This is a genomic window from Pedobacter sp. (assembly GCF_965279535.1).
Classification (GTDB): Bacteria; Bacteroidota; Bacteroidia; order Sphingobacteriales; family Sphingobacteriaceae; genus Pedobacter.
This window is the reverse complement of record NZ_OZ257244.1, coordinates 1,407,892-1,431,932: the sequence shown is the minus strand read 5'-3', so window position 1 is coordinate 1,431,932 and position 24,041 is coordinate 1,407,892. Positions and strand designations below refer to the sequence as shown.

The window sequence follows — 24,041 nt, the reverse complement described above, 5'->3', positions numbered from 1 at the left end:
CTTATTTTGCTACCATAAACTGTTGTGAAAAAGGAAGTTCTATAAAGAAAGTACTCCCTTTATTTATAGAGCTTTCGAACCAGATTTTACCCGCATGTGCCTCCACAATCTTTCTGGAAGTTATGAGGCCAATTCCATATGATTTTTCACCACTGGTTCCTTCTCTTTTAACATTCTCCTGAAGGTTGAAAATATTTTTTTTCATATCATCTGGTATACCAATTCCATGATCTTCAATAGTAATAACTGAACGACCTTCAATCACCTTTAAATTAACTTTAATTTCAGTTTCAGGTGGACTAAATTTGATTGCATTGGTAATGATATTACTGAGCACGCGGTAAATTTTTTCGCGATTAAGCATAAACTGAACAGGCTCGCTGCTGAAGGTTATTTTTTGATTTTTTTCTGAAGCTTTGTATTTCAGCAAGTTAACGCAGTAATTTAATAGTTTGTCCAACTCAACGAGCTCTTTTTCTAATTCCATTGGGGCAGAGCCGTCATTTAATAAGTCGTTCACAAATTTTAAAGAATCTTCACTCGATGTCTTCATCAATTCAATCATGTGTTTTTCATCATCGGTTAAATTATCACTTGTCAAAAGATGTTCAGCGAGCAAGGCAATACCAGTAATGGGGCTGCGAAGGTCGTGCATTACTACATTTTGTACTTCCTGATACCTGATCTGGCTTTGCTCCAAAATATCTAATGCATTTTGAAGATTGAGATTTTGCTCGGTAATCTGTCTGTTTAATTCAGTTAATTTTTGGTTATGAGATTTAGCTCGCTTAGCATATTTGTACATCAGGTACAGAATTACAGCTGCAGCAACCAGGAGAATTATGAAGCTTATAAAATAGAGTTTGTTTAGTTCATTTTGCTTTTTCAGGATATCCAATTCATAGTCTTTTTGTAAATTGTAGAATTTCTCCGTCACATCCACATCTAAAAATACCTTTTCCTGATTGGCCATTTCTTTTTGCATCTGTAAATACCTTGCTGACATGATAGCGACTGAATCGGGCAGTTTTCTAGCAATAAAATAATCTAATTTGGTTTTGTTCCAAAAGAGTTGGGCCTTATTTCTAGTAGCAGGATCTAAAGTATTATCATAAAGCATGATGGCCGCACTTTTTAAGTGCTGATTGGCCAAATTTAATTTTGAAGTTTCAACATAAAGCTTTGCCAGACGTATTTCTGATTGCATAGCAATGGGATTTGACTTGTAATCTCTTTTACTTATTTCTATGCTTTCTAAATAGTATTTCTCTGCCTGGACAAAATCAAACATTTCGTAATAAGTGTCACCGATATTCTGAAGGATTACTCCTTTAGATTCAGCAATAAAAATCTTATTTGAAGCATATTGTCTCGATTTTTGGTCCACAAATATTTGCGCTTTCTTAAAGTAGCGCATGGCACTGTCAAGCATTTTTAGCTGCAAAAAACTTAGGCCAGCATTATCGAGGGAACCCTGTGTAAGCACGAAGGATGCAAAATTTTCAGGGCATTTTTTAATATTTTCAACACTCTTTTTAAACAAGAGACTGGCATTATTAAATTTACCTTGCCGATAGTAAATTAAAGCTAACCGACCATAATAATCGCTTAATTCACAGCTCATATCAGCACTATCAAGAAGCAGTTGGGCTTGGTAGTAATTAACATAAGCATCCTCGTATTTTTTCCTGTTAATGAGTATGTTTCCCCGAACGAATAACAAAGAGATAAATTCCTTCTGGTATCGATCTGCCAATTGGTTTTGAATAACAAAACGATATGCACTATCTGCATATTTTAATGCACTATCTACGGGACTATTTCCTGAACCGTAATAAAATAAAGTTTTTGCTTTTAAATTTTGTGCAGCCAATTTATCGCCAAAACCAGGCTTTTTGAGCTGCCGAAAACTTGAATCTATGTAGGAAAGACCTTGCTGAATTTTATTGCTGTCGATTAACCGTTGTGCTTGGGGTAAAGCTTTATTTTGAAATTCAGGATGATCTGTAGCCGAATAGTTACTTTGGCGACAAGCACTTAATAACACAGTGATACTGAAAAGTAAAATGCTTGTTAACTTCATAATAGGGATTGATTAACATGGGATTTAGCAAATCCAATACACATAATAAATAGACAATAAAATAACTGATATTGGCTAAGAATAAAGGATAGTTTACCATCCTTATGGAGTAATATTTATCTGTTTACGCACATTGGTTGTTAAAATATTTTGCTTGGATTACTAATGATTATTGATGACCTTGGTCAATTCTAAAATTAAAATGAGAAAGTATATACTAATATTACTGGGTTTGGGCACAACATTCATGACCAATGCTCAGGAGCCTATTTTTGTTCAGGATAGTTTGAAATGCATCTCTTCACAATTTAAGTTTACGGAAGGTGCTTCTGTAGACAAGGCAGGGAATGTGTTCTTTACCGATCAGCCCAATGATAAAATCTGGAAATACAGCACCAATGGTGAACTAACACTGTATATGGATAAATCGGGTAGGGCCAACGGTACTTATTTTGATAAAAAAGGTAACCTGATTGTTTGTGCTGATGAAAATAACCAGATTTGGTCTATAGATAAAAATAAAAAGATTAAGGTGTTATTTACTGATTTTGAGGGAAAAAAGGTAAACGGACCTAATGATATCTGGCTGGATGCCAAAGGGGGGATTTACTTTACCGATCCATACTACCAACGTAATTACTGGACGAGGCAATCGCCTGAAATTGAAGCACAGCGGGTATATTATCTTCCCAGAGGGAAGAAGCAGGCTATTATGGTTGCTGATAACGTAGAAAAACCTAACGGGATTGTAGGCACGCCTGATGGTAAATATCTTTATGTTGCAGATCAAAAGGCAGGAAAAACCTATCGTTACAAGATCAATGCAGATGCTTCATTAAGTGATCAGCAACTGATTTTAAATCAGGGTTCTGATGGAATGACCCTGGATAGTAAGGGGAATATATACGTTACCGGAAAAGGCGTAAACATTTATACCCCAGACGGAACGCAGATTGGCCATATCGAAGTGCCGGAAGCCTGGTGTGGTAATATTTGTTTTGGAGGGAAGAAAAGGGATGTTTTATTCATTACGGCTTCTAAATCACTCTATACCATAAAAACGAATGCAAAAGGGGTGGAGTAAGATAGAGCAGTCCAGATAATATATTGTTTTTAAACTTTCAATAATTTTTGAAAATACAATAATGATATTTTATTTTTACATCAAATTAACTGCAATGAAAAAAGAACTCCAGTCAAAATTGTTAGGCTTTATCCTACCGAACTTCATTATCCTTTTTATTATCGGGATAAACAGAAACCTCCATATTGATAATGAGGGCGTACTTGTTTTTTCCGAATTTATAATTCTTCCCATTTTGATGGGTATTATCAGTTCTTGGTTTTGGAGAAATTTGAATTTAACCAGCGGACAGCGGGTAGGTTATAGTATGTTAAATGGAGCACTTGCCATCCTCCTCAGTTTTGTTTTTTTAGGGGAGGGGATGATTTGTCTGATCATTGTTTCTCCACTCATATTTGCTTTTGTAATAACCGGAGTTTTTATTGGGAAAGTGATGTTCAAAAAACAAAACACAAAACTGAATGTTAGCTTGATTTCAATGTTGCTTCTGATATTCATTACGGACGCTGTTTCAGAGCATGATCATGAAAATATGGTTGGAGATAAGATCCTGATCAATGCCCCGGTGGATAAGATTTGGAAACATGTTGTTGCTTTTGACAAGATTAAGCAAGGTAATCAGTATTGGCTTTTTAAAATTGGAATGCCTAGTCCGATGCAAACTACAGTAACGGGTTATCATTTAGGTGCAGGTAGAAAATGCATTTTCAGTAACGGATATGTATTTGATGAAAAGATTGTAGCTTTTGATGTAAACCATAACCTGACATTCGATATTGTAAATCAACCGCTCGACCCTGAGATAATGGGACATATTGATATTAAGCGAGGACAATTTATTTTAAAGGATAATGGAAATGGAACTACAACATTAATTGGGAACAGTTGGTATAAGCTGCATGTGTTTCCGGTTTGGTATTACGATATTTGGGCGGAGAATATTACCCGGAATGTACATTTAAGGGTAATGAAGCATATAAAAATACTTAGTGAGCAATGATATTTAAGTTCATCGTAAAATGGCTGGGCAGTTTAAAATCTGTACCTATGGTTGCACTGGTATTTGATAGTTGCCTCAAGATACACGCTGCAATTGTAAATCCTCAGCTTTTAGATTGTATAGATGAAGTTGAAAATGAAGTATGTTGCTGGGAAGGGGTTACCCTTAGTCTTCATAAATATGGGGGTACTCAATTCAATTATAAGCTGAAGGAGATCGGGCATTTACATAGTAATGGTATTTTAGATATTCGGCTAGACCGAGAAACTAAAAATCTCTTAGTGCAGGAAAATAAAGCGCAGGAACATCATGTTTTTAAGAAATCAGGATGGATCAGTTTATATATTGTTGGCAAAGCAGATGTTGAAAATGCGATAGCCATATTGTGCTTGTCGTACAAAAACTCCGTAAATGGATAAAAGTTATATATTCATGAAGCATATTATGTTGCTTATTATAGGTAATGAATAAAATCACAGGTCGTGATTTTTTTCCTGTTCAGTTTATTCAAACCCGATAAATATTAAAATCGTTATCTAATTTTGAATTCCTACATATAGGGATAGACAACTAAAAAAGCCCTCTCAGGATTGAAGGGCTTTTTTACTTTTTTTACGATCGGGTAAGGTATTTATCCTTTTCTGGCCATGTCTATCATCATTGATATTTCATCAACAGCTGCTTCATTGCTACCATCAAAGCCCATTAAACTGAACCTGACATTTCCTTGTGGATCAATTACAAATTTTGCCGGAATACCTTTTACCTTATAATCGGCTACTACTTTGTTGATTTTAGTTTCGGGATCTTTATTGTCCATTAATACCTCAAAAGTGTAGTTTTGTGATTTTATATAATCGCTAGCATCCTTTGTAGGGGTAGCTGTTTTCTCCCAGGTGTGGATAAACAGGAACTGCACGTTCGAATCGTTTTTATATTTATTAACGGCCATTTGCATGGCTGGGAAAGATGCTTTGCATGGGCCACACCAGGTTGCCCAGAAATCCAGAATCACTACCTTTCCTTTGTAATCGCTTAAGGAAACTTTTTTACCGTTGATATCGGTTAAAGTAAAATCGGCAGCCGGTGTTTTGGTGATTTCCTTATTTAATTTTTGTTGCAGGTTAGCTAAAATTCCTTTTCTTATTTCTGCCGTGTATTGGTCAAAACCTGCTGCACTTCCTTTTACCTTGATGTAAACTTGCTTAAAAGCTTCGCTCATTTCATCATTGGCTTTGCCAGATTTTACGGCTTCTTCCAGTTTGGTGTAGGCTTCCTGGTTTCTATTTAAGGCCATCAGGATTTTGGCATATTGAAAATTAGACCTTGGTGATGCCGTTGCTGGGTTTTTGGCTGCCAGTTCAGCATATTTTAAAGCTTCATTGTAATTTTTTTGCTCAAAAAGCAATCCTGCATAAGTCATGGTTAAGCCAGGGTAACCTGAAGCCGCAAATTTAGACGAGTTTTCATTTGGGAGTTTTCCATCATAATAGGTTTTCGCACTTTCCATGGCCTTTTTATAATAGATAGCTGCATTTTTCAAATCGCCATTTTTGCGGAAAGTTTCTGCTATTCCTCCGAAACCATTGCCTTTCCAGAAATCAACCTGGAGCTTTTCGATGTATTGAATGGCTTTTGCAGTATTTTTTTCTGCTGCATAAGCCTGAGCAATGGCGCTTACTACATAATCGTAAACAATGTTGTCTTCTCCGGAACCAGAAGCCGGGAATTTTTTAATCCAGCTTTGGTATGCTTTTTCTTTATCAGCGCCTGTTTTTTGGTCATATATCGCCTGGGCTTCTTTAGCACGTGCCCTTGCTCCGGTCGGGAACTTTTTAACCTCCATCTCCAGCAGTGAATCTACTGTTTTCTGATTTTTAATGCGAAAATAGTAATTGATTGCTATGTCCACATCTTTTTCGATGTTAGAAGCTGCCAGGTTTTTTAATTTTTGATTAAGCAGGGTTTTGTCGGCTGCGGTATTTGAGGTAACAAGCTTATCCAATAATACCCTGGTACTGTCAGCAGGTTTAGCTTGTGCATACAGGTTTCCTGTAGTTAGGATGAGCGCCAGTGCCGGTAATCCAGCCAATTTTTTTAATGCTTTCATAGGTTAGTTTTTAAAAATTTCAGAGAGCTTATTGGTTAATTCCTCTCCCCGTAGGTCTTTGGCTACTACTTTTCCGTTTTGATCCAATAAAAAGCTTGCAGGAACTGATTTCACGCCATATGCAGCAGCAGCGGTGTTAGACCAGCCTTTCAGGTCTGAAACATGTTTCCAGGTTAATCCATCATCTTGAATAGCTTTTAGCCAGTTTTCTTTTTTGTTATCTAAAGACACACCCAAAATTTCGAATCCTTTATCATGGAATTTCTTGTAGGCAGCTACCACATTCGGGTTTTCTTTGCGGCAAGGACCACACCAGCTAGCCCAGAAATCTACCAGGACATACTTACCCCTTAATTCAGATAGTTTTAAAGGTTTTCCAGTTACATCGTTCATGGTAAAATCAGGGGCTAATTTCCCTGGAGCTGTTCGGTTGTTTATAGCCAGACTTGCATTTATCGCTTTGCCATAAAATGATTTTTTAACTTCGGGACTGAATAGAGCGTACATTTCTGTGGCCTGTTGCGGGTAGGGGTAATCAATAAACCTATCCTTTACAATTGCTGCAACCGCAACAGATGATGGATGTGCTTTTACGTAAGCTTTAATTGAATTGTAATTCATTACATCAAGTGCTTTAAACTCATCATCGAAGGGCTTGCGCTGCGCAGGATCCAATTTGATTTTACCTTTTTGGCTGGCACTGTCTAAACGGCGATAAATGTTTCCCGCTTTTGCAGTTATGGCCTTCCAGGGGCCATTGTAAAAGCCATAGTAAGTATCCGTCTCCGGCGAACCTGTAACCTTTGCATTAAATAAGGAATCTTTATTGCCTGAAATAGTTATGGCCTTATTTTCTAAGATTAATGCTTTTTGCTGTTGAAGACCTTTAAGTTTAAGCACATACATCTGCACTTCCTTTACGGTTCCACTGAAACTAAAGTGACCATTTTTGATCGTGGCAGAATCTTTAATTTCTTGTTTACCGTCATTGTGACTGAGGTAAATTACCTGATTATCCGCTCCGGCTATTTTTCCGGTAATTTTATATCCTTGTTGCATTTGAAATGCCAATGAGCCCACAATGAATGGGATAGTGGCTAATGCTATAATTTTTGTTTTCATGGGCTGTACTGGGTTAAGGTGGGAGAAGAAGGACGCCTTTGTTTGCGTCCTTCTGGTTTTAATTTAAGTATCCGGGATTTTGTGTCAGAGAGGGGTTGATGATGATCTGTGACTGTGGTATTGGAAACAATACAGCGGTAGATTTCCATGTAGTTGGTTTTAAAGCTCCCAATACTGCATTTGCCCTTTCAGTTCTTTTTAAATCATACCAGCGGTGACCCCATTCGCCAAAAAGTTCAACTTTTCTTTCCTGCTCAACAGCAGTTAGCATTTGTGCCTGTGTTAGGCTTGCACTTACACCACCAAGTCCAGCCCTTGTTCTTACTGCATCAAGATCTGTTTTTGCGCCCGATAGGTTGTTCAATTGTGCGCGTGCCTCTGCACGGATCAGATATTGTTCTGCCAACCTTAAGGCTACATTGTATTCATTGCCTGTACCCGATGCTACTTTATACTTGCTAATACCGTAATAGGTCTTGCCTGCAATAGTTTTAGTAACTGTCCAGTTTGTTTTACGTAAATCGGTTGAGCTTTCGAAGCTGTTATACGTTGCATCTGCGAGCGTGTAAGCCGGAATTACTGTAGGCGTTGTTACATATGCAGCACCTGGAACAGTAACGCCAGAAACTGTTCCTATTTGCCAGATAATTTCGTTACTGGTGTTCACAAAAGCAGCTTCGGGAGCAGGTAAACTATACGTTCCGGAGGAAATTACCTGAGTAGCCTGGGCTTCTGCATTGGCATAATCTTTTTGATACAAATAAACTCTTGCCAGCAAAGCTGTTGCGGCGTATTTATTAATCCTACCCCTAAAGGACCCAACGTACGCAGGTGGGAGGAGCGATTGCGCGTCAGTTAAATCCTGAACAATTTGTGCATACACCTGCGAAGCAGGAAAGCGGGGCAATGCCGCATTTTCAAATGCTGAATAATCGTCTTTTAATGGCAAAGGTACATCGCCGAACATATTTACAAGATGGAAATAAGCAAAAGCACGCATAAATTTAGCCTCGCCGAGTAATTGATTTTTTACCGATGGGGTTAAAGCGGTAGAACTGCTTAATCCACTGATATTATTGTTGGCATTTTTAACCAACTGATAATTTAATGCCCACATACTAATCATATAACCATTGGTATTAACCATTGCGTTGTTGGCGATCTCCTGGATTGAGGCATCTGTAGAATTGTATTGTAACTCATCACTGGAAATGCCTGGATAGAAGGTTAAATAGGTTAACAGGCCATTTGTTGCTGCGGCCGAAAAGGTATACATTCCTAACACAGCGCTTTGTGCACTGGCATCAGTTTTAAATGCATCTTCAAATAAAACCTGAGTTGGTGGAGCACCTAATTCTACAAATTTCTTGCAAGATGAAACCATTAACACTACAAAGAGTATAATTAATTTGTTAAGGTTGTGCTTATATATTTTTTTCATGACTTGTTAAAGATTAGAATGAACAGTTGATACCAAATACGATTGTTCTCAATGGAGGCAATACCTGGCCGATTGTACCTGTGCCTAATCCTGGAGGCCCGCCTTGAACGGTAGTTTCAGTATCGAGTGTATACTTGTTTTTTGCCCAGGTATATAAGTTCTGTCCTTGAACAAACACGCTGGCACGTGACATTTTTGCATATTTAATCCACTGCGACGGGAGATTATACGCTAAGTTTACCGACCTTAATTTGATATATGAGGCATCTCCGTACACTGCATCAGAAGAGGTGTAATTATTATAAGATGCATAAATTGGCGACCCTGCATTTGCAGTTGCACCAGGAATACCCGAGTTGGTATTGCCCGGTGTCCATCTGTCTAACCAATATTCATTTTGATTAACTAATGCGCCTGGTCTGGTATTTAGAATTTGTGTAACGCCAAAACGGTGATTGAACTGGAAAAAAATGTCTAATTCAAATCCTTTATAACTGAAAGAGTTGTTAAAGCCACCAAAATACGGGGTTCCAATATCTGCAACATAGCGGTCATTGGTATTAATAACACCATTTCCATCTCTATCTTCAAACATGGCTGTTCCATTAGTAGGATTTACGCCCAGATAATGATAAAGTCTAACCAGATTGATGGGTTGTCCAACTAAGTATGAAGAAGAATAAAATGATTTTTCAAGATCCGGGAAATCAGTGATTTTGTTACTGGTAAAAGAAACATTTACCGAAGTTCTCCAGGAGAAGTTGTTAGACTGAATATTAGTGGTATTTAACTCAAGCTCCAAACCCTTATTTTGAACGGTTGCAGGAAGATTTAAGGTATAACTGTTGTATCCACTTTGTGAAGCGAGTGCATTTGAAGTAATTTGATCACTGGATCGGTTTCTATAATAATTTGCGGTGAATGAAATCCGGTCTTTCAGGAATCCCAAATCAATTGCAAATTCTAATTTTTTGGTGGTTTCCCATTGGATAAATTCATTTGGTAGCGTTACTACGTTCATTGCCGCATTTCCCAGGTATGTGGAGGCAGAAGAATATAATGGAAGATATATGTAGTTAGAAATCTGATCGTTACCAGTTGTTCCGATGCTTCCTCTCAATTTACCAAAACTTAAGAAAGGCAGATTTTCTTTAACAAAATCTTCGTTAGAGAATACCCATCCTGCACCAAGGGCACCAAAATTACCATATCTGTTTTTAGGGCCGAACCTGGAAGAACCATCTCTTCTGAATGTTGCGTTTAAGAGATATTTCTCATTCCAATCGTAGTTTACCTTTGCAAAAATGGCATTGTACTTAAACTTTACAATATTGTTGTATCTAATGGTTGTGGTACCTGCAGCACCAAGTGTTCCGAGCAATGCTTCGTTACTATAATTGCTTCCATTTATAGACAGGTTATTGGAGCTATTCTGTTGAAAGCTGGTTCCAATAAGGGCCGTTAATTTACCTCCGGCTAATGATCTTGAATAATCTAAAGTAGGTTCGATGATCCAGTTTTGAGCGTTGTTATAAGTGAAATCTGCAGAGCTGGTTGGATTATTTACAGGATTTTGAGAAGATGCAGGTGTGGTTCCTACTTGATCTAATCGGGTATTGGTATATCCAAAGCTTGATTTAGCCACTAATCCTGGCAAGATTTCATACTTTAAGTTTGCATTGGTTACTAAGTTTGTCGTTACTCCAGAATATCTTCTAAGGAGAGTAGCCAAAGGATTGGTAAAACCTGTAGCCCAGAATAATTTTCCGGCTGCATCATATAATGGTAGGTTAGGGGGTAAGTTATACGCAGAAGTTACATCTGATGAAGGAACATTGGTATTATCATTAGAATAACTGATCGAAAATGAGGCCCCAAACTTTTTATTCAGTGAATTGTGATCGAGGTTTAAACGGCCTGAGAATCTTTTATCACTGTTATCACCCAAGAATACAGTACTTTCCCTGCGGTATGCTGAATTGAAGAAAAAACGGGTTTGGTCGTTTCCACCAGAAAGTGAACCCTGAATTTCGTTAACATGTCCTCGGTTACCGATAAGTAATTTTTGAAAATCTGTTGAACTGTTTTGGTCCCACACCGTTAAATCAGGAGCATTGTTGGTATTAGGTGTAACACCATCATTTTTAAATCCTTCTGTTCTTAGTGCCAGGTATTGCTGAAGATCCAGTACCGGGATAAATCTGCTAACTTCTGAAAAACCAGAATTCAAATTTAAACCCACTTTTACTTTACCAGCGGTGCCTTTTTTGGTTGTAATGAGTACTACACCATTTGCACCTCTCGAACCGTAAATGGAGGTTGCATCGGCATCTTTTAATACATCTATCCTTTCTATATCAGAAGGATTGATCATGTTGAAGGGACTAATGCCGCCACTGGCTCCAGAGATACCAAATGAATTGAGGTTGTCTGTAGCTGGAGAGCCACCATTGAAATTTGTGAAAGGAACACCATCAATAACATATAAGGGTATGTTTCCTGCCGAAAGTGAACTTTGACCTCTGATCTGTACCTGAACGGCTCCTCCCGGCACACCATTATTTTGTGCGATAAGTACGCCAGACATTCTTCCTGATAATGCTGCCAAAGGATTTCCAACAGGTTGTTTGGCGATATCTTTTGCCGTAATTGAAGCTACTGATCCGGTATTCAATTTACGCGTAGTGGTACCATAACCTACAATCTGAATCTCGTTTAAACTTCCAACTTCAGGTGATAATGTTACCCGAAGTGACAGTGTTGATCCGATAAGCACCTCGCGTGTGGTATAGCCGATGTAGCTAAAAATAACTACTGCATTTTTACTTTCAGGAATGCTGAAATTAAAATGACCATTTACATCTGTTGCTGTGCTTAGGCTGTTGTTACCTTTTAACCGGATGGACACTCCTGGAAGTGGAACTCCGGTGTCATCAGTAACTATCCCTGTAATGCGAACATCTTTCTGATCTTCTGTGGTAGAAGCAACAGGCAGTTTCGAGATTAAAATTTTATTGTCTATTTGTGTATAAGTTAGTCCGGTTCCCTTTAAAATCAGCTCTAAAGTTTCCTTAACCGATCGCTGACCGAAAGGAATAGCAACAGTTTTAAGGTCTTTTAATTCGTTGTTACGGTAAAGAAACCTGAACTGGCTATTTTGTTCTATTTTCTTAATCGCAGTGGTTATCGGTTCGTTTTTGATCTCAAGGCTTATCTGAACACTTTGTGCAGACTGAGCCCTTAAATCAACTGCGAAAAGACATTGAAGGGTAGTAAAAGATAATATGGCTATAACTAAGCTGATGCGCATAAGCTGACGAATTAGGGATCGTGAGTTTGATGCAGGGAAGAGTACATAATTCTTCCTGCCCTCTGCGGTTTGTGCAGAAAAATACATAATTTTAAATGTTTTAAATGAATCTTAGAAAATTGTTAAAACGCGTAGAACCAGTTAGCGCTAGTTCTACAAGCCAACTCCTTGTTTAGCGACAGGGAGTTTTTTTTTATGTCAAATGCGCAGCTGGTAAATTTTTTTCATGTTGTTTAGTTTAGTTTGATAAAATGTTTAATTATTGCTGGTTATTTATTATTCACATCCTTCGCCTTTGATGGTTATTCCATTGGCGGTAGTTTGGTATTGTGCATTATTATAAGTGCAGATTACTTTCAAAATTTCATCCAGGGATTCCCCTTTTAGAAAAGTGGCTGTGAATTTGCATTTCTTTACTTTATCATTGCTGAAGCCGATATTGGTGTTAAATCGTTTCGATAAATCCTGAGCGGCTTGCTCCATTGTAATATCATCGAAAAATATATCGCTTTCCTGCCATTGTACAATGTTTTTTGCTATTACCCTGGTTAGATTAGATTTCTTATGGTCTTTATTAAAAACAACCTGTTGATTTGGTGTTATGATACCGAGTACGGATTCGCCATTCAAGACGCTTACTTTTCCACGTGTAACTGTTACTTCAATGTTTTTATCTAAATCGTAAGCTTTAACATTAAATGCAGTGCCCAAAACAGTTGTTTTTACTTTGCCAGCGTAAACAATAAAAGCTTTTTTCGGATCATGTTTAACATCAAAATATCCTTCACCTTGTAAAACTACTTCCCTTTTACTTCCGGTAAAAAACTTTTGGTAAGTAATGGAACTGTTATTGTTTAAAATTACAGTGCTTCCATCGGGAAGAATCACTCTTTTATGTTCATTCAGGGTTTTTTCTACAATAGATTCTATTGCCGCTGGCTGTGGTTTTACCTGAGCAAGCGTCTGTTCATGTTTAGCCTGGTTAAGCATGAATATTCCTGCACAAACAATCACCATAACAGCTGCGGCAACGCTCCACCACAATTTTAAAGTTCTCTTTTTTTGCGGTGTGTGATTAACTTTATCACTGGCTACTATACGGTTAAATATATCAATTGCACTTTTTTCTTCCATTTCAGCTTCAGCTGTTTTATCCCATAAATCATCCATAAGCTGCCCGATGATAGTTTGGTTGTCGTGCTGATTGAGTAACTCCATTAGCTCAGCTTGTTCTTCAGCTGAACACTGTTTGTCAATATATTTCTGAAATAAGTATGCAGATCGTTCTTTTTTCATGATATTTTGCTCGCGTTTTTAGATAGGTAGTGGTGAATAATCACCATGTTTATATGATGACAACTGAATTTGAAAAAGGGAGTAGTGGGGAATGAAATTATTTTAAAAAAAATAATAAAAGGCCCAGTGTTTTAATTTCGTGATGTTGATTAAGATAGATCCGGATAGATTTTACGGCCTCTCTTAAGTGAACTTTAACCGTTAAAGGAGAAATACCCAGTTGAGTGGCAACATCTTTTTGCTTTAGACCATCCAAATGGCACAAGCTGTAAACCAATTTTTGTTGAGCAGGAAGCGATTCAATCGCATCATCCAACAGCTTTTTGGTTTCGTTAAACGCAATTGACTTATCTGTTACTGTATCTATTTCTGTTTGGTCCTGATTAATGAGTGTATATTTCCTTTGCTGTAAAGCAATTTTCTTTAAGGCATTTAAAGTGTCATTTCGAACAATAATCCTTAAAAAACCTCCGAAATTTTCAATTTCAGCTAGTTCAGCCCTTTTTAGCCACAACTTAATGAAAACTTCCTGAACAATTTCCTGAGCAGCAGGTGGAGATTGCAGGATTTTAAGCGCGTAACCATACACTTTGTTCCTATAGAATTTGTAGAGAATAGCGAACGCTTGCTCATCTCCTGTGGCAATTTTTGCCAAGACAAGCCTTTCCGTCGCCATTTCCTTTTCCATGAGGCTAATATATCAAATTAACTTAAGTTTTAAAGGGTATCGGGTTATTTTGTATACTAAATTAGTAGGATAAATTTCAGGCTTAAAAACCCGCGCAGATTAAATTAAACAGAAACTTTTTCAATTGTATTTTCATTAGGCCGAAGGTTTTTATATCTTCGTTAAGATAACTGTTAATTTAACAGTTATCTTAACCAGATATCCCCAATATTTTTACTTGTTTCATGCCTGTTTTACCAGGCTGGAGAAACCTAATTTTATCATGAATATTAGAAAATTCATTCAATCCGGCACTGTAATCATTCTGCTGTTTGCACATTCAGTTTTGGCACAAGAGATCAGATATAAATTCGATTTTGGTGCAGGGAAAGTAGCTGCAGGATATAAGCCAGTATTACCTGAAGACAATTATAGCAAAAGCAAAGGTTACGGATTTGATTTTGATTCGAAGGTTGATCGAACAGAAAACGGAGGTAAAAATCCCTTAACTGCAGACGGTGTTAAAAGTAACTCCCCATTTTATTTCTCTGTTGCTGTACCAGAAGGAAATTATGAGGTAACTGTAACTTTAGGAGATGCCAAAGCATCAACACTGAGTACAGTTAAAGCCGAATCGAGGAGGTTGATGCTGGAAAACATCAAAACTAAACCCGGACAATTTTTGACAAAGCGCTTTATCGTTAATGTTAAAGATAAAAAAATCAGTGATGGTACTGAGGTAGGATTGAAGCCGCGTGAATTTACCAAGCTCGATTGGGATGATAAATTAACCCTCGAGTTTGATCAGCAAACCGCGTTAGCGGCGATAGAAATTACTAAAGTAGAAGATCAGATTACGGTTTTTCTGGCAGGAAACTCTACTGTAGTAAACCAGGACGATGAGCCCTGGGCATCCTGGGGACAGATGATACCCCGTTTTTTTAAACCTGGGGTAGCTATAGCCAATCATGCAGAATCTGGCTTAACCCTGGGTTCTTTTTCAGGCAGCAGGCGTTTAGCCAAAGTGCTCAGTATAATGAAACCTGGCGACTACCTGTTTATCGAATTTGGTCACAATGATCAAAAGGATAAGGGGCCGGATGCAGGTGCCTATAAATCTTATACCAACCGCTTGAAAACATTTATTTCCGAAGTGAAGAAAAAAGGTGGAATACCTGTGGTGGTTACTTCCACAAGCAGGAGGTCTTTTGGTCCTGAGGGTAAGATTGTAAACTCGCTGGGCGATTTCCCCGATGCAGCAAGAAAAGTTGCGGCAGCAGAAAAGGTGGCGCTTATTGACCTGAATGTTATGACTACCAGCTTATTTAATGCTCTGGGTGAAGAAAAATCGATTAAAGCGTTTGTTCATTACCCGGCTAACAGTTACCCCGGACAGGATAAGGCCCTGGCCGATAATACACATTTTAACCCTTATGGCGCTTATGAAATTGCACAGTGTGTGATTTTAAGGATAAAGGAACAGAAATTAGGCATTGCTAAATATTTGGTAAATGACCTGCCTAAATTTGACCCGGCAAAACCCGATGATCCAATGGTGTGGAAGTGGCCGGAGAGCCCTAAGAGTAGTGTGGTTAAACCTGATGGGAATTAGGTTGTGAGTCGAAGCCGATTAGAGCCGAAAAGCTGGCTGGTGAGGACACCAGCCAGCAGATAATTTAAACTATTTCGCTTTTGTAACTCCTTCAGAAGTCATGATTACCCGTTTCATAGTTCCATCGCTATTGTAATTCAGGTAATCAATACAAACTGATCTCCGGAAACTTCCTCCATCTGTATTGATTGCACCGTTGTGGTAAATAAAATAAGATTTACCTTTAAAATCAATAATAGATTGGTGGTTGGTATTCGAATTTCCCGCCACTTCATTCAATATGCCTTTGTATTCCCAGGGGCCATTTACACTTTTGCTCATGGCGTAAACAATTTTTTCAGGGAAGCCAGAGGCGTACGAAAGGTAATACCAGCCCTTACGTTTGTGTATCCAGGGTGCTTCTGTAAATTCGGTAAGGGCTACTTTTTGAATAGGGCCATCCAACTCAATCATATTTTTTTTGAGTTTGGCGTAGTAACATTGCTGGTTGCCCCAAAAAAGATAAGCCTGTCCGTCATCATCAATAATTACTGTAGGATCAATATCATCCCAGCTTATTTTAACATCAGTAGTCATGTCATTGGTGATTAATGCTTTTCCTATCGCATCTTTGAAAGGGCCACGTGGATTATCAGCAACAGCCACACCAATGGATTTTCCGTGAATAGTTCCATGAGCAATGGCTACGTACCAATAAAACTTGCCATCACGTTCTATCACCTGAGATGCCCAGGCATCATCTTTTGCCCAGACAAAATCTTTTACGTTAAGGGGAGAAGGATGTTCTTTCCAGGTTACCATATCGGCAGATGAGTAACAAAGCCATTCGTGCATTTCGTAATGTTCTTTGCCTTTCGGGCAAACATCATGGCCCGTATAGAGGTAAACAGAATCTTTATAAACATAAGCTGCAGGATCGGCAGTATATTTATCGGTGATAATGGGATTGGCTTTGGCTGTAATGATTTTTTCTTGTGCCTTAGTACCCAATTGTATTATGGATAGGGTTAAAATGACTAGACCTATTTTTTTTAACATAACTTATTGTTTTAGTAGTTTGCTGAGTTCTTTTTCTTTGATTTTAATGATGGTGCCGTGTCTTAACCCTTTGGGCAAAGTAATTTTATCCGAAATATCCGTCCAGTTTTTAAGATCTGTTGAGCTTATCGCACCGTATTTATGTTCGGTATATTTATCAAAATAAACCAGCCAGTTGTTGTTGATTTTTAGCGTTGTTGGTCCTTCTGCCCAGTATTTACCGGTAATGGCTGCACTGGCTTTAGAATAAGGCCCTTCAAGCTTGTCGCTAAAAGCAATTTTAATATTCTTCTGCGCCGGATTGCGGGTTTCATCTTTTAAGAACATGATAAATTTGCCCGAATCTTTTACAATAGAAGCATCGATAACATTAAAACCGGGATCGTAAAGCAATTTTGTTTCCGAGAAATTCTTAAAATCTTTAGTCGTTACATAATACATTCTGTGGTTATAACCATTCTCTTCTGTTGCCGCTGTTTCAGGGAATTTACCATTAATAGTAGTTGCCCAATAAATCATATAAGTTTTACTGGCATCATCATAAGTAATTTCAGGTGCCCAGGTATTTCTTGCACCTTCTTCTTTAGCCATAACGGGTATAAACTGTTGTTCGCTCCAGTGAATTAAATCTTTAGAGCTTGCGTAGCCAATTCCTTTGTCTTTCCAGCTTACTGTCCACACCATATGAAACAGGCCATCTGCACCGCGAATAATGCATGGGTCTCTCATCAATTTATCTTTGCTTACAGCAGGACTAAGGAAAGATTGATCATTTTTTAGTGGGGCCCATTGATAACCATCTTTACTGTAGGCTAAATGAAGCCCGTCTTCGCCATTATTTTTAAAATAGGCAAAAAGATAAACCGCTTTCTTAGACTGTGCCCGGGCATCAGAAAAAACCGATAACAGGAGTATGGATAAGTAAAAGAATATTTTCATGATGAATTATTTGAGTTCTAAAACCACCACAGATTGCGCCGGTAGTTCAACTTTAAGGTTGTTACCTGATTTTTTTGCTGCAGTAAATTTCACAAGGTGTACCTTATTGTTTTCTGTGAAAGTATTAATGTCTGTTAGTTTGGCTGAGGTGAGTATTTGCCCGGTAACCGTTTTCCATTTAATTTCACCTAAATCTGTATTTAAGGAAATTTTATGCTTAGGATCAAGGTTAACCAGCGAAATATGCACTGCACCAGTAGCATCCTGTGTGGCAGAAACATTTAGAGCAGGAATTTTTTTATCACCTAAAACATAATCTGGACTGGTAAATTGGATTGGCAAATATCTGGCATCCATATGTACCTTAAATAAATCGAATACATGATAGGTAGGAGTAAGGATCATCTTATCTTTTTCAGTAAGAATGAGTGCCTGTAAAACATTGATGGTTTGTGCCAGATTGGCCATTCGAACCCGGTCTGAATGATTATTGAAAATGTTGAGTGTTGTTCCGGCAATGAGCGCATCACGCAAACTATTCTGTTGGTAAAGAAAGCCGGGATTTGTTCCTGGCTCCACATCAGTCCAGATTCCCCATTCATCCACAATTAAGGCTACTTTCTTTTTCGGGTCGTATTTATCCATAATAGCGGCATGTTTGCTCACGATTTCTTCCATTCTGAGGCAGTTTTTCATGGTAGAGAAATACTGCTCTTCGTCGAATTTTGTAGCCGAGCCCTTGGCATTCCATTTTCCTGTAGGGAGGGTATAATAATGCAGGGTTAGTCCCCACATTCTTCCAGCCCCGATATTTTTCATACAGGTTTCCGTCCAGCGGTAATCATCGGCATTGGCACCGCTTGCAATTCTTTTAAGCGGGGCACCTGCATAATCTCTCGCATATGTGGCATACCTTCTGTACAAATCGCTGTAATATTCGGGCGTCATGTTACCCCCACAGCCCCAGCTCTCATTGCCCACACCCCAGTAAGTAACTTTCCAGGGTTTGTCCATTCCATTTTGCTTGCGGATAGCCGTCATCGGACTTACCCCATCAAAGTTCAAATACTCTACCCATTTAGCCATTTCTTCAACCGTACCACTGCCTACATTTCCGGCAATATAAGGTTCACATTCTAGCATTTGGCATAAATCCAGAAACTCATGTGTACCAAAGCTATTGTCTTCAGTTACACCACCCCAGTTGGTATTTACCATCTTCGGGCGAAGATTTCTAGGACCAATGCCATCTCTCCAGTGGTATTCGTCGGCAAAACATCCTCCAGGCCAACGTAAATTGGGAACCTTGATTTTTTTCAGTGCATCAACAATATCTAATCTGATCCGTCCTTTGTTAGGGATGGAAGAATTTTCATCTACCCAAAAGCCATCATAAATGCATCTACCCAGATGTTCGGAAAAATGACCATAAATATGTTTGCTAACTATTTGTTCGCCAGCAGGTTTAATGCTGATTTGAGTTTCGGTTTGAGCACGAACCAGTATTACACTACTTATAAATGTAAAAGAGAGGAATAGTTTTTTTATCATAATGTGGATGGTAAGCGGATTAACCAAAAGGGATTTTAATTACATTAAATGAGTAAGGTTTCAAGGCTACATGAAGCTTTTTGCCTTTTACATTTACTGTGCTTTTCTGTGGGCTTACAGCTTTAGGGTTTTCAAAGGTATTAATCTGCATCAGGTTGGTATTGGTTAATTCTTCAACCGTTCCTTTAGTTTTTAATTTTGTTTTGCCAGTTAGATCGAAAGCTATCTCCTGGCTTTTATCTCCATTATTAGCGATCTTGATGATCAGTTCTTTTGTGTTTTTATCAATCACGGATGAAGCGTATAAACCATCCTGGCCAATGATATTTTTATTATCTAATGTGATGGAAACTACATCTGTACCTTTATTGGTTGAAAAAAGTTTCTGAACATAATAGTCAGGCGTTCCGTATGATTGAAGGTTATCTACCCAGATCATATCAGGTGCCCACTGCCAGGCATCAATATGGGCAAATAACGGGGCATAAGAGGCCATTTGGACTACATCTGCATTGCGTTCTAATCCGGTCATTAATGAAGCTGAAGCAAGGGCACTTTGCCAGTTACTTTTGTCATGTCCCGTTAAACTTTTATCTGCATGAACGGCGTATTCACCTACAAACACTTTTGATCCGTTACGGGGGTAGTTATCGTAGCGGCCAGCATTTTTCAAAAACCAGTCTGCCGGGCGATAATAATGCTCATCGATAAAGTCAGCTTTATTTGCTCTTAACGACGTGTTTAAAAGGTTGAAACGATCTCCCTCAGGATCAGTTCCTGAACTATTGATTATTTTAAAATCAGGGTATCTGGCTTTGATGGCTTGGGTAAAAACAGCTAATCTTTCTAAATATTGAGGACCCCAGTTCTCGTTTCCAACGCCCATCATTTTCAGGTTAAAAGGTTTTGGATGCCCCAGGTCTGCCCTCATTTTACCCCATTTTGTATTTACATCGCCATTGGCAAATTCAATCAGGTCTAAAGCATCCTGAACGTAAGGATCAAGTTCATCCATAGCAGCAACTTCTCCGGTATTGAATTGACAGGCCATCCCGCAGTTTAAGATGGGAAGGGCATCTGCGCCAATATCTTCTGCCAGTTGAAAATATTCAAAGAAACCTAAACCGAAACTTTGGTAATAATCTGGAGCCGGGCGATGTGCAAATTCAACATTCCAGCGGTTCATCAGTAATTGTCTGTTTTCGATAGGGCCAATGGTTTTTTTCCATTGATATCTATTGGCTAAATCAGTTCCTTCAACGATGCATCCTCCCGGGAAGCGGATAAAACCAGGCTTCATATCAGCCAACAGTTGTACCATATCTGCCCTTAATCCTTGCGGACGGTTTTTCCAGGTATCAGCAGGGAAGAGGGAGATCATATCCAAATCTATTTTACCTTTTCCTTCAAAAATAATAGTGAATTTTGCTTTAGGATCGGTTGCGGTAGCAGTAAAGCTCACAGCTTGCTTATGCCATTTGGTACCTGTTTTTTCTGGCGCCAATGTGCCTTCAGCAATGCGCTCATTTTTTGAATTTATCAATTGGAGACGCATTTTTACACCTGCAGCTGCCTGGCGGTACATCACCGAAAAATCATAGCGCAAGCCTTTTTTAACGCCTATGCCTTTAAACCCTTCATTGCTGAGACTTAAACCATCCTGGTTATTATTAACCTGTAAATATCTTGGATTGCTTGTATTAACCTCTTTCCGGTTAACCACCAGAATATCTCCTTCGTTTGGCTTGGCTCTTTTAACTGTCCAGCCCATTAAGGGTTTAGCAAATTCAAAAGAACGGTTTTTGATCAGTTCGGCATATATACCCCCATCTGCTCCAAAATTGATGTCTTCAAAGAAAACACCCCACATATTGGGCTGAACTCTGGCTAAAGAATTATCTACATTAATGGTAATGTTTTTTAAGGTTTGTGCCTGTAATAAATTTGCAGAACTTAATCCCGTTAAGGAATAGGCCATACAAGCGCATAGGATGCTCCTGAGGGGAGAATTTAATTTCATACGGTTTAATATTTGGAAGATCTTATTGTAAAAGTAAAAGATTTAAGATAATAAACGTTATTTATACAGTTATTTTTTTCGACTGTATTTTATTTATTACTTTTTGTTATAACAGGATACTACAGGATGCCTCTTCAGATTTTACTCTCTAAATTGGCCTGTGTTGAGATCCTGATGCTTTTTTAAGGCTTGGGGATTAACACTAACCAATAACAATTATGGGCCTCAAATCTTTCAATCTCCTTGCATTGATTGCTTTTATGTATACAATTTTGTATGCTCAAAAAACTGCATTTTCAAACCGGACTTTATGAACGAAAAAAAAACGTTTCTGCTTTTCGTACTGAGCTGCTGCTTTATTTACAGCTTTGCCCAGCAAGCAAATATCCCGTCAACCGATCCGAAAACGGTTAAATTGTTTTTTGAAAAGGTTTACCTGCAAACTGACCGGACCTATTATGGTACAGGAGAAGACATTTGGTTCAGCGCTTACCTGGTAAATGGTAAAAGTACCAGTTTAACGGCAACCAGTAATAATTTATATGTTGAGCTTATTTCCCCTAAATCAGTAGTGTTAGACCGTAAGGTCACCCGACTGGAAAACGGTCTTGGAAAAGGAGATTTTAAACTGAATGATGCTATGCCTTCGGGTTGGTATAATATCCGTGCTTACACCAATTGGATGCGTAATTTTAACAACGATTTTGTTTTTCAAAAACGCATTTACCTTGGGGGCAATGCTGGAAGCGAAAAGGTGGACGAACCGAAAGGAATAAAGAAACTAATTGCTTTTTATCCGGAAGGAGGAGCTTTAGTAGAGGGGGTAAACAGTATTGTGGCATTTAAAGCTAACGATGAGCAGGGTAATGGCTTGAAAACGAAGGCAAGTATTATTTCTAGCGGGGGCGATACTGTTACGACTTTTCAAAGTACAGATTTAGGATTAGGGATTTTCGCCTTTGCACCAAAAGCAAATGAACAATACCGCATAGAAGGCTTTTATGCTAATGAAAAGTTTAGCACCCAATTGCCTTCAATTTTAAAAAAAGGATTGGTTTTGCACCTCAGCACCGATTCAGCAACAATTAAGGCAACCATTAGTGCAAATGAGGAGATGTTTAAAGCATTGAACAATAAATCAATGTCTATAGTAATTAAACACGCTGGTGATAATATTTATACAGGATCTTTAAAAATGACAAAGTCCAGCGTGTCGGTTTCTATTCCAACGCAAGATTTTCCAAGAGGGATTGCGGTAGTAACTTTAGTTGATGAACAAGGGAAACCGCATTGCGAACGGCTTGTTTTCATCTCTGGTAATAATGCTATCCGATTAATGGTGAGCCAAAGTAAATCTGTTTACCAACCCAGGGAGAAGGTTACATTAAACATCAGGGCGGTAGACATTTTAGGCAGGCCAGTAAAAGCTTCAGTATCATTGGCTGCGGTTGATGGACTTATTCCTCAGGAGGGTAGTAATCTTGTTTCTTACCTCTTACTTCAATCAGAAATTAAAGGTGAAATCAAAAATGCCGATCAGTATTTTGATGTGAAAAATCCTTCAGCTGCAAAGCAATTAGACTTGTTGTTGCTTACCCAAGGATGGAGAGATTATCTTTGGAGGCGACTGGCAGATAGTGCAATTAAAGTAAGTTACATGCCCGAACCGGGCTTTACGATAAAAGGATTTGTTCGGGAAAAACTGGCTAATAAACCACTTCCCAATATGAATATTACACTTTTCGGTTCAGGCTTTGTTGGAAATAAAATTTATACCACTAAAACAGATGAAAACGGTCATTATTTTTTAGATGGGCTTAACTGGACAGGCAATCAGGCTGTCAAAATTTCCTCTCAAAACAGTGAAGGTAAAAAGGGCGGCTGGCTACAAATTGATTCTGCTTTTACCTCCATTCCGATTAACCTGAAACGAGGTTTATATTCATTTTCACCTGATTTAAATGCAGAAATGGCTAAGCGAATGGAATATCGACGGACCTATAAATTTGGTGACTCTATAACTTTGAATGATGTAGAGATCAATGCCAATAAAAATAAAGAAGTGCGGTTGTTCAATCAGGTGTTAACCTCATTTGGCTATCCCGATCAGGTATTTAATATCACTGCAGCGGATTATGACTATAAAGGCCTGGAGCATTTTTTGCTCACTAAGGCAAAAGGTGCACAGTCTGCAGACGACTTAGACTCTGTTGGTAATGAAGGTGTATTGTTTATCTCCAATGGAAAAAAGATCAGACCAAGAATTTTAATCAATAACCGGGAAGATTTATTTGGCCGATTGGATTACTATAGCCTGACCATGGATCAGATTAATCAGGTAGTGATCAGGCATTTGGTAGATAATGAAGCAAAAGATGTATATGTCATCTCATTAAATCTAAAAGACAGTGCACTTCGGGGGCCTAATCTCAATTTACTGAATATTAATTTGAATGGTTATTACAATGCCCGCACTTTCTATGCGCCCAATTATAACATCTCAAACAGCCAGGCGAAGGATTTAAGAACGACTTTGTATTGGAATCCATCTATAAAAACGAGTGATAAAGGTGCAGTAAGTATCAGCTTTTTTAATAGTGACAATAAAGGGAATGTGGTGGTGAAAACCGATGGAATAACAGAAAACGGACATGCAGTTTCAGATCAATTCAATTACAAGGTTCAGTAAAAGATGAGGAGTTCAGTTATAAAATTAAATTTATCGGGCTATAAAGTTTTTTTGAAATGCTTTTTGTTTGCATTAATGC

Annotated in this window: 16 protein-coding genes; 5 read left to right on the top strand and 11 right to left on the bottom strand. The window is 38.3% G+C overall.

The window, feature by feature from the left end:
- Window position 1 precedes the first annotated feature (1 nt).
- Complete coding sequence (locus ACQY77_RS05530) at window positions 2-2,083, bottom strand: ATP-binding protein (protein WP_421938981.1); 2,082 nt, start codon at window positions 2,081-2,083, stop codon at window positions 2-4.
- Between the two features lie 202 nt (window positions 2,084-2,285).
- Here ACQY77_RS05530 and ACQY77_RS05525 point away from each other — a divergent pair, with 202 nt between their 5' ends.
- The 3 genes from ACQY77_RS05525 (at window position 2,286) to ACQY77_RS05515 (ending at window position 4,586) form a co-directional block, all read left to right on the top strand.
- On the top strand, window positions 2,286-3,167 hold the full coding sequence (locus ACQY77_RS05525) for an SMP-30/gluconolactonase/LRE family protein (protein WP_421938982.1): 882 nt from the start codon (window positions 2,286-2,288) through the stop codon (window positions 3,165-3,167).
- A gap of 94 nt (window positions 3,168-3,261) precedes the next feature.
- Entirely contained in the window at window positions 3,262-4,167 is a 906-nt protein-coding gene (locus tag ACQY77_RS05520) for a hypothetical protein (RefSeq protein WP_421938983.1), read from the top strand.
- Entirely contained in the window at window positions 4,164-4,586 is a 423-nt protein-coding gene (locus ACQY77_RS05515) for a luciferase family protein (protein WP_421938984.1), read from the top strand. The genes ACQY77_RS05520 and ACQY77_RS05515 overlap by 4 nt, the downstream gene beginning before the upstream one ends.
- A 212-nt stretch (window positions 4,587-4,798) precedes the next feature.
- Here the strand turns inward: ACQY77_RS05515 and ACQY77_RS05510 are convergent, their stop codons facing one another.
- The 6 genes from ACQY77_RS05510 to ACQY77_RS05485 all read right to left on the bottom strand — a co-directional run bounded on the left by ACQY77_RS05510 (window position 4,799) and on the right by ACQY77_RS05485 (window position 14,134).
- Window positions 4,799-6,277 carry a redoxin domain-containing protein gene (locus ACQY77_RS05510; RefSeq protein ID WP_421938985.1) on the bottom strand — a complete coding sequence of 493 codons (1,479 nt, stop codon included), beginning with the start codon at window positions 6,275-6,277 and terminating at the stop codon, window positions 4,799-4,801.
- A 3-nt stretch (window positions 6,278-6,280) separates the two neighbouring features.
- Window positions 6,281-7,399 carry a redoxin domain-containing protein gene (locus ACQY77_RS05505; protein WP_421938986.1) on the bottom strand — a complete coding sequence of 373 codons (1,119 nt, stop codon included), beginning with the start codon at window positions 7,397-7,399 and terminating at the stop codon, window positions 6,281-6,283.
- A gap of 58 nt (window positions 7,400-7,457) precedes the next feature.
- Window positions 7,458-8,840, bottom strand: a complete 1,383-nt coding sequence (locus ACQY77_RS05500) for a RagB/SusD family nutrient uptake outer membrane protein (protein ID WP_421938987.1) — start codon at window positions 8,838-8,840, stop codon at window positions 7,458-7,460.
- A gap of 13 nt (window positions 8,841-8,853) precedes the next feature.
- Entirely contained in the window at window positions 8,854-12,237 is a 3,384-nt protein-coding gene (locus tag ACQY77_RS05495; protein ID WP_421938988.1) for a SusC/RagA family TonB-linked outer membrane protein, read from the bottom strand.
- Window positions 12,238-12,426: 189 nt separating this feature from the next.
- A complete protein-coding gene (locus ACQY77_RS05490) occupies window positions 12,427-13,446 on the bottom strand; it encodes a FecR family protein (RefSeq protein WP_421938989.1) in 1,020 nt (339 codons plus the stop codon).
- Window positions 13,447-13,543: 97 nt separating this feature from the next.
- On the bottom strand, window positions 13,544-14,134 hold the full coding sequence (locus ACQY77_RS05485) for an RNA polymerase sigma factor (RefSeq protein WP_421938990.1): 591 nt from the start codon (window positions 14,132-14,134) through the stop codon (window positions 13,544-13,546).
- A 262-nt stretch (window positions 14,135-14,396) separates the two neighbouring features.
- On the opposite strand from ACQY77_RS05485, the gene ACQY77_RS05480 reads away from it, so the two are divergent.
- Window positions 14,397-15,725: a rhamnogalacturonan acetylesterase gene (locus ACQY77_RS05480; RefSeq protein ID WP_421938991.1), complete on the top strand. Its 1,329-nt coding sequence runs from the start codon at window positions 14,397-14,399 to the stop codon at window positions 15,723-15,725.
- 69 nt (window positions 15,726-15,794) lie between these two features.
- On the opposite strand, the gene ACQY77_RS05475 is transcribed toward ACQY77_RS05480, so the two are convergent.
- From ACQY77_RS05475 to ACQY77_RS05460, 4 genes are read right to left on the bottom strand one after another with little or no spacing between them, the layout of a single operon-like run.
- Window positions 15,795-16,763 carry a glycoside hydrolase family 43 protein gene (locus tag ACQY77_RS05475; protein WP_421938992.1) on the bottom strand — a complete coding sequence of 323 codons (969 nt, stop codon included), beginning with the start codon at window positions 16,761-16,763 and terminating at the stop codon, window positions 15,795-15,797.
- Between the two features lie 3 nt (window positions 16,764-16,766).
- The gene (locus ACQY77_RS05470) at window positions 16,767-17,702 is read right to left on the bottom strand and encodes a glycoside hydrolase family 43 protein (protein WP_421938993.1); all 936 of its coding nucleotides are present in this window, start codon (window positions 17,700-17,702) and stop codon (window positions 16,767-16,769) included.
- A gap of 6 nt (window positions 17,703-17,708) precedes the next feature.
- The gene (locus ACQY77_RS05465; protein WP_421938994.1) at window positions 17,709-19,253 is read right to left on the bottom strand and encodes an alpha-N-arabinofuranosidase; all 1,545 of its coding nucleotides are present in this window, start codon (window positions 19,251-19,253) and stop codon (window positions 17,709-17,711) included.
- 19 nt (window positions 19,254-19,272) lie between these two features.
- A complete protein-coding gene (locus ACQY77_RS05460; protein WP_421938995.1) occupies window positions 19,273-21,273 on the bottom strand; it encodes an alpha-L-arabinofuranosidase C-terminal domain-containing protein in 2,001 nt (666 codons plus the stop codon).
- Window positions 21,274-21,583: 310 nt separating this feature from the next.
- On the opposite strand from ACQY77_RS05460, the gene ACQY77_RS05455 reads away from it, so the two are divergent.
- Complete coding sequence (locus ACQY77_RS05455; RefSeq protein ID WP_421938996.1) at window positions 21,584-23,962, top strand: MG2 domain-containing protein; 2,379 nt, start codon at window positions 21,584-21,586, stop codon at window positions 23,960-23,962.
- Window positions 23,963-24,041: the final 79 nt, after the last annotated feature.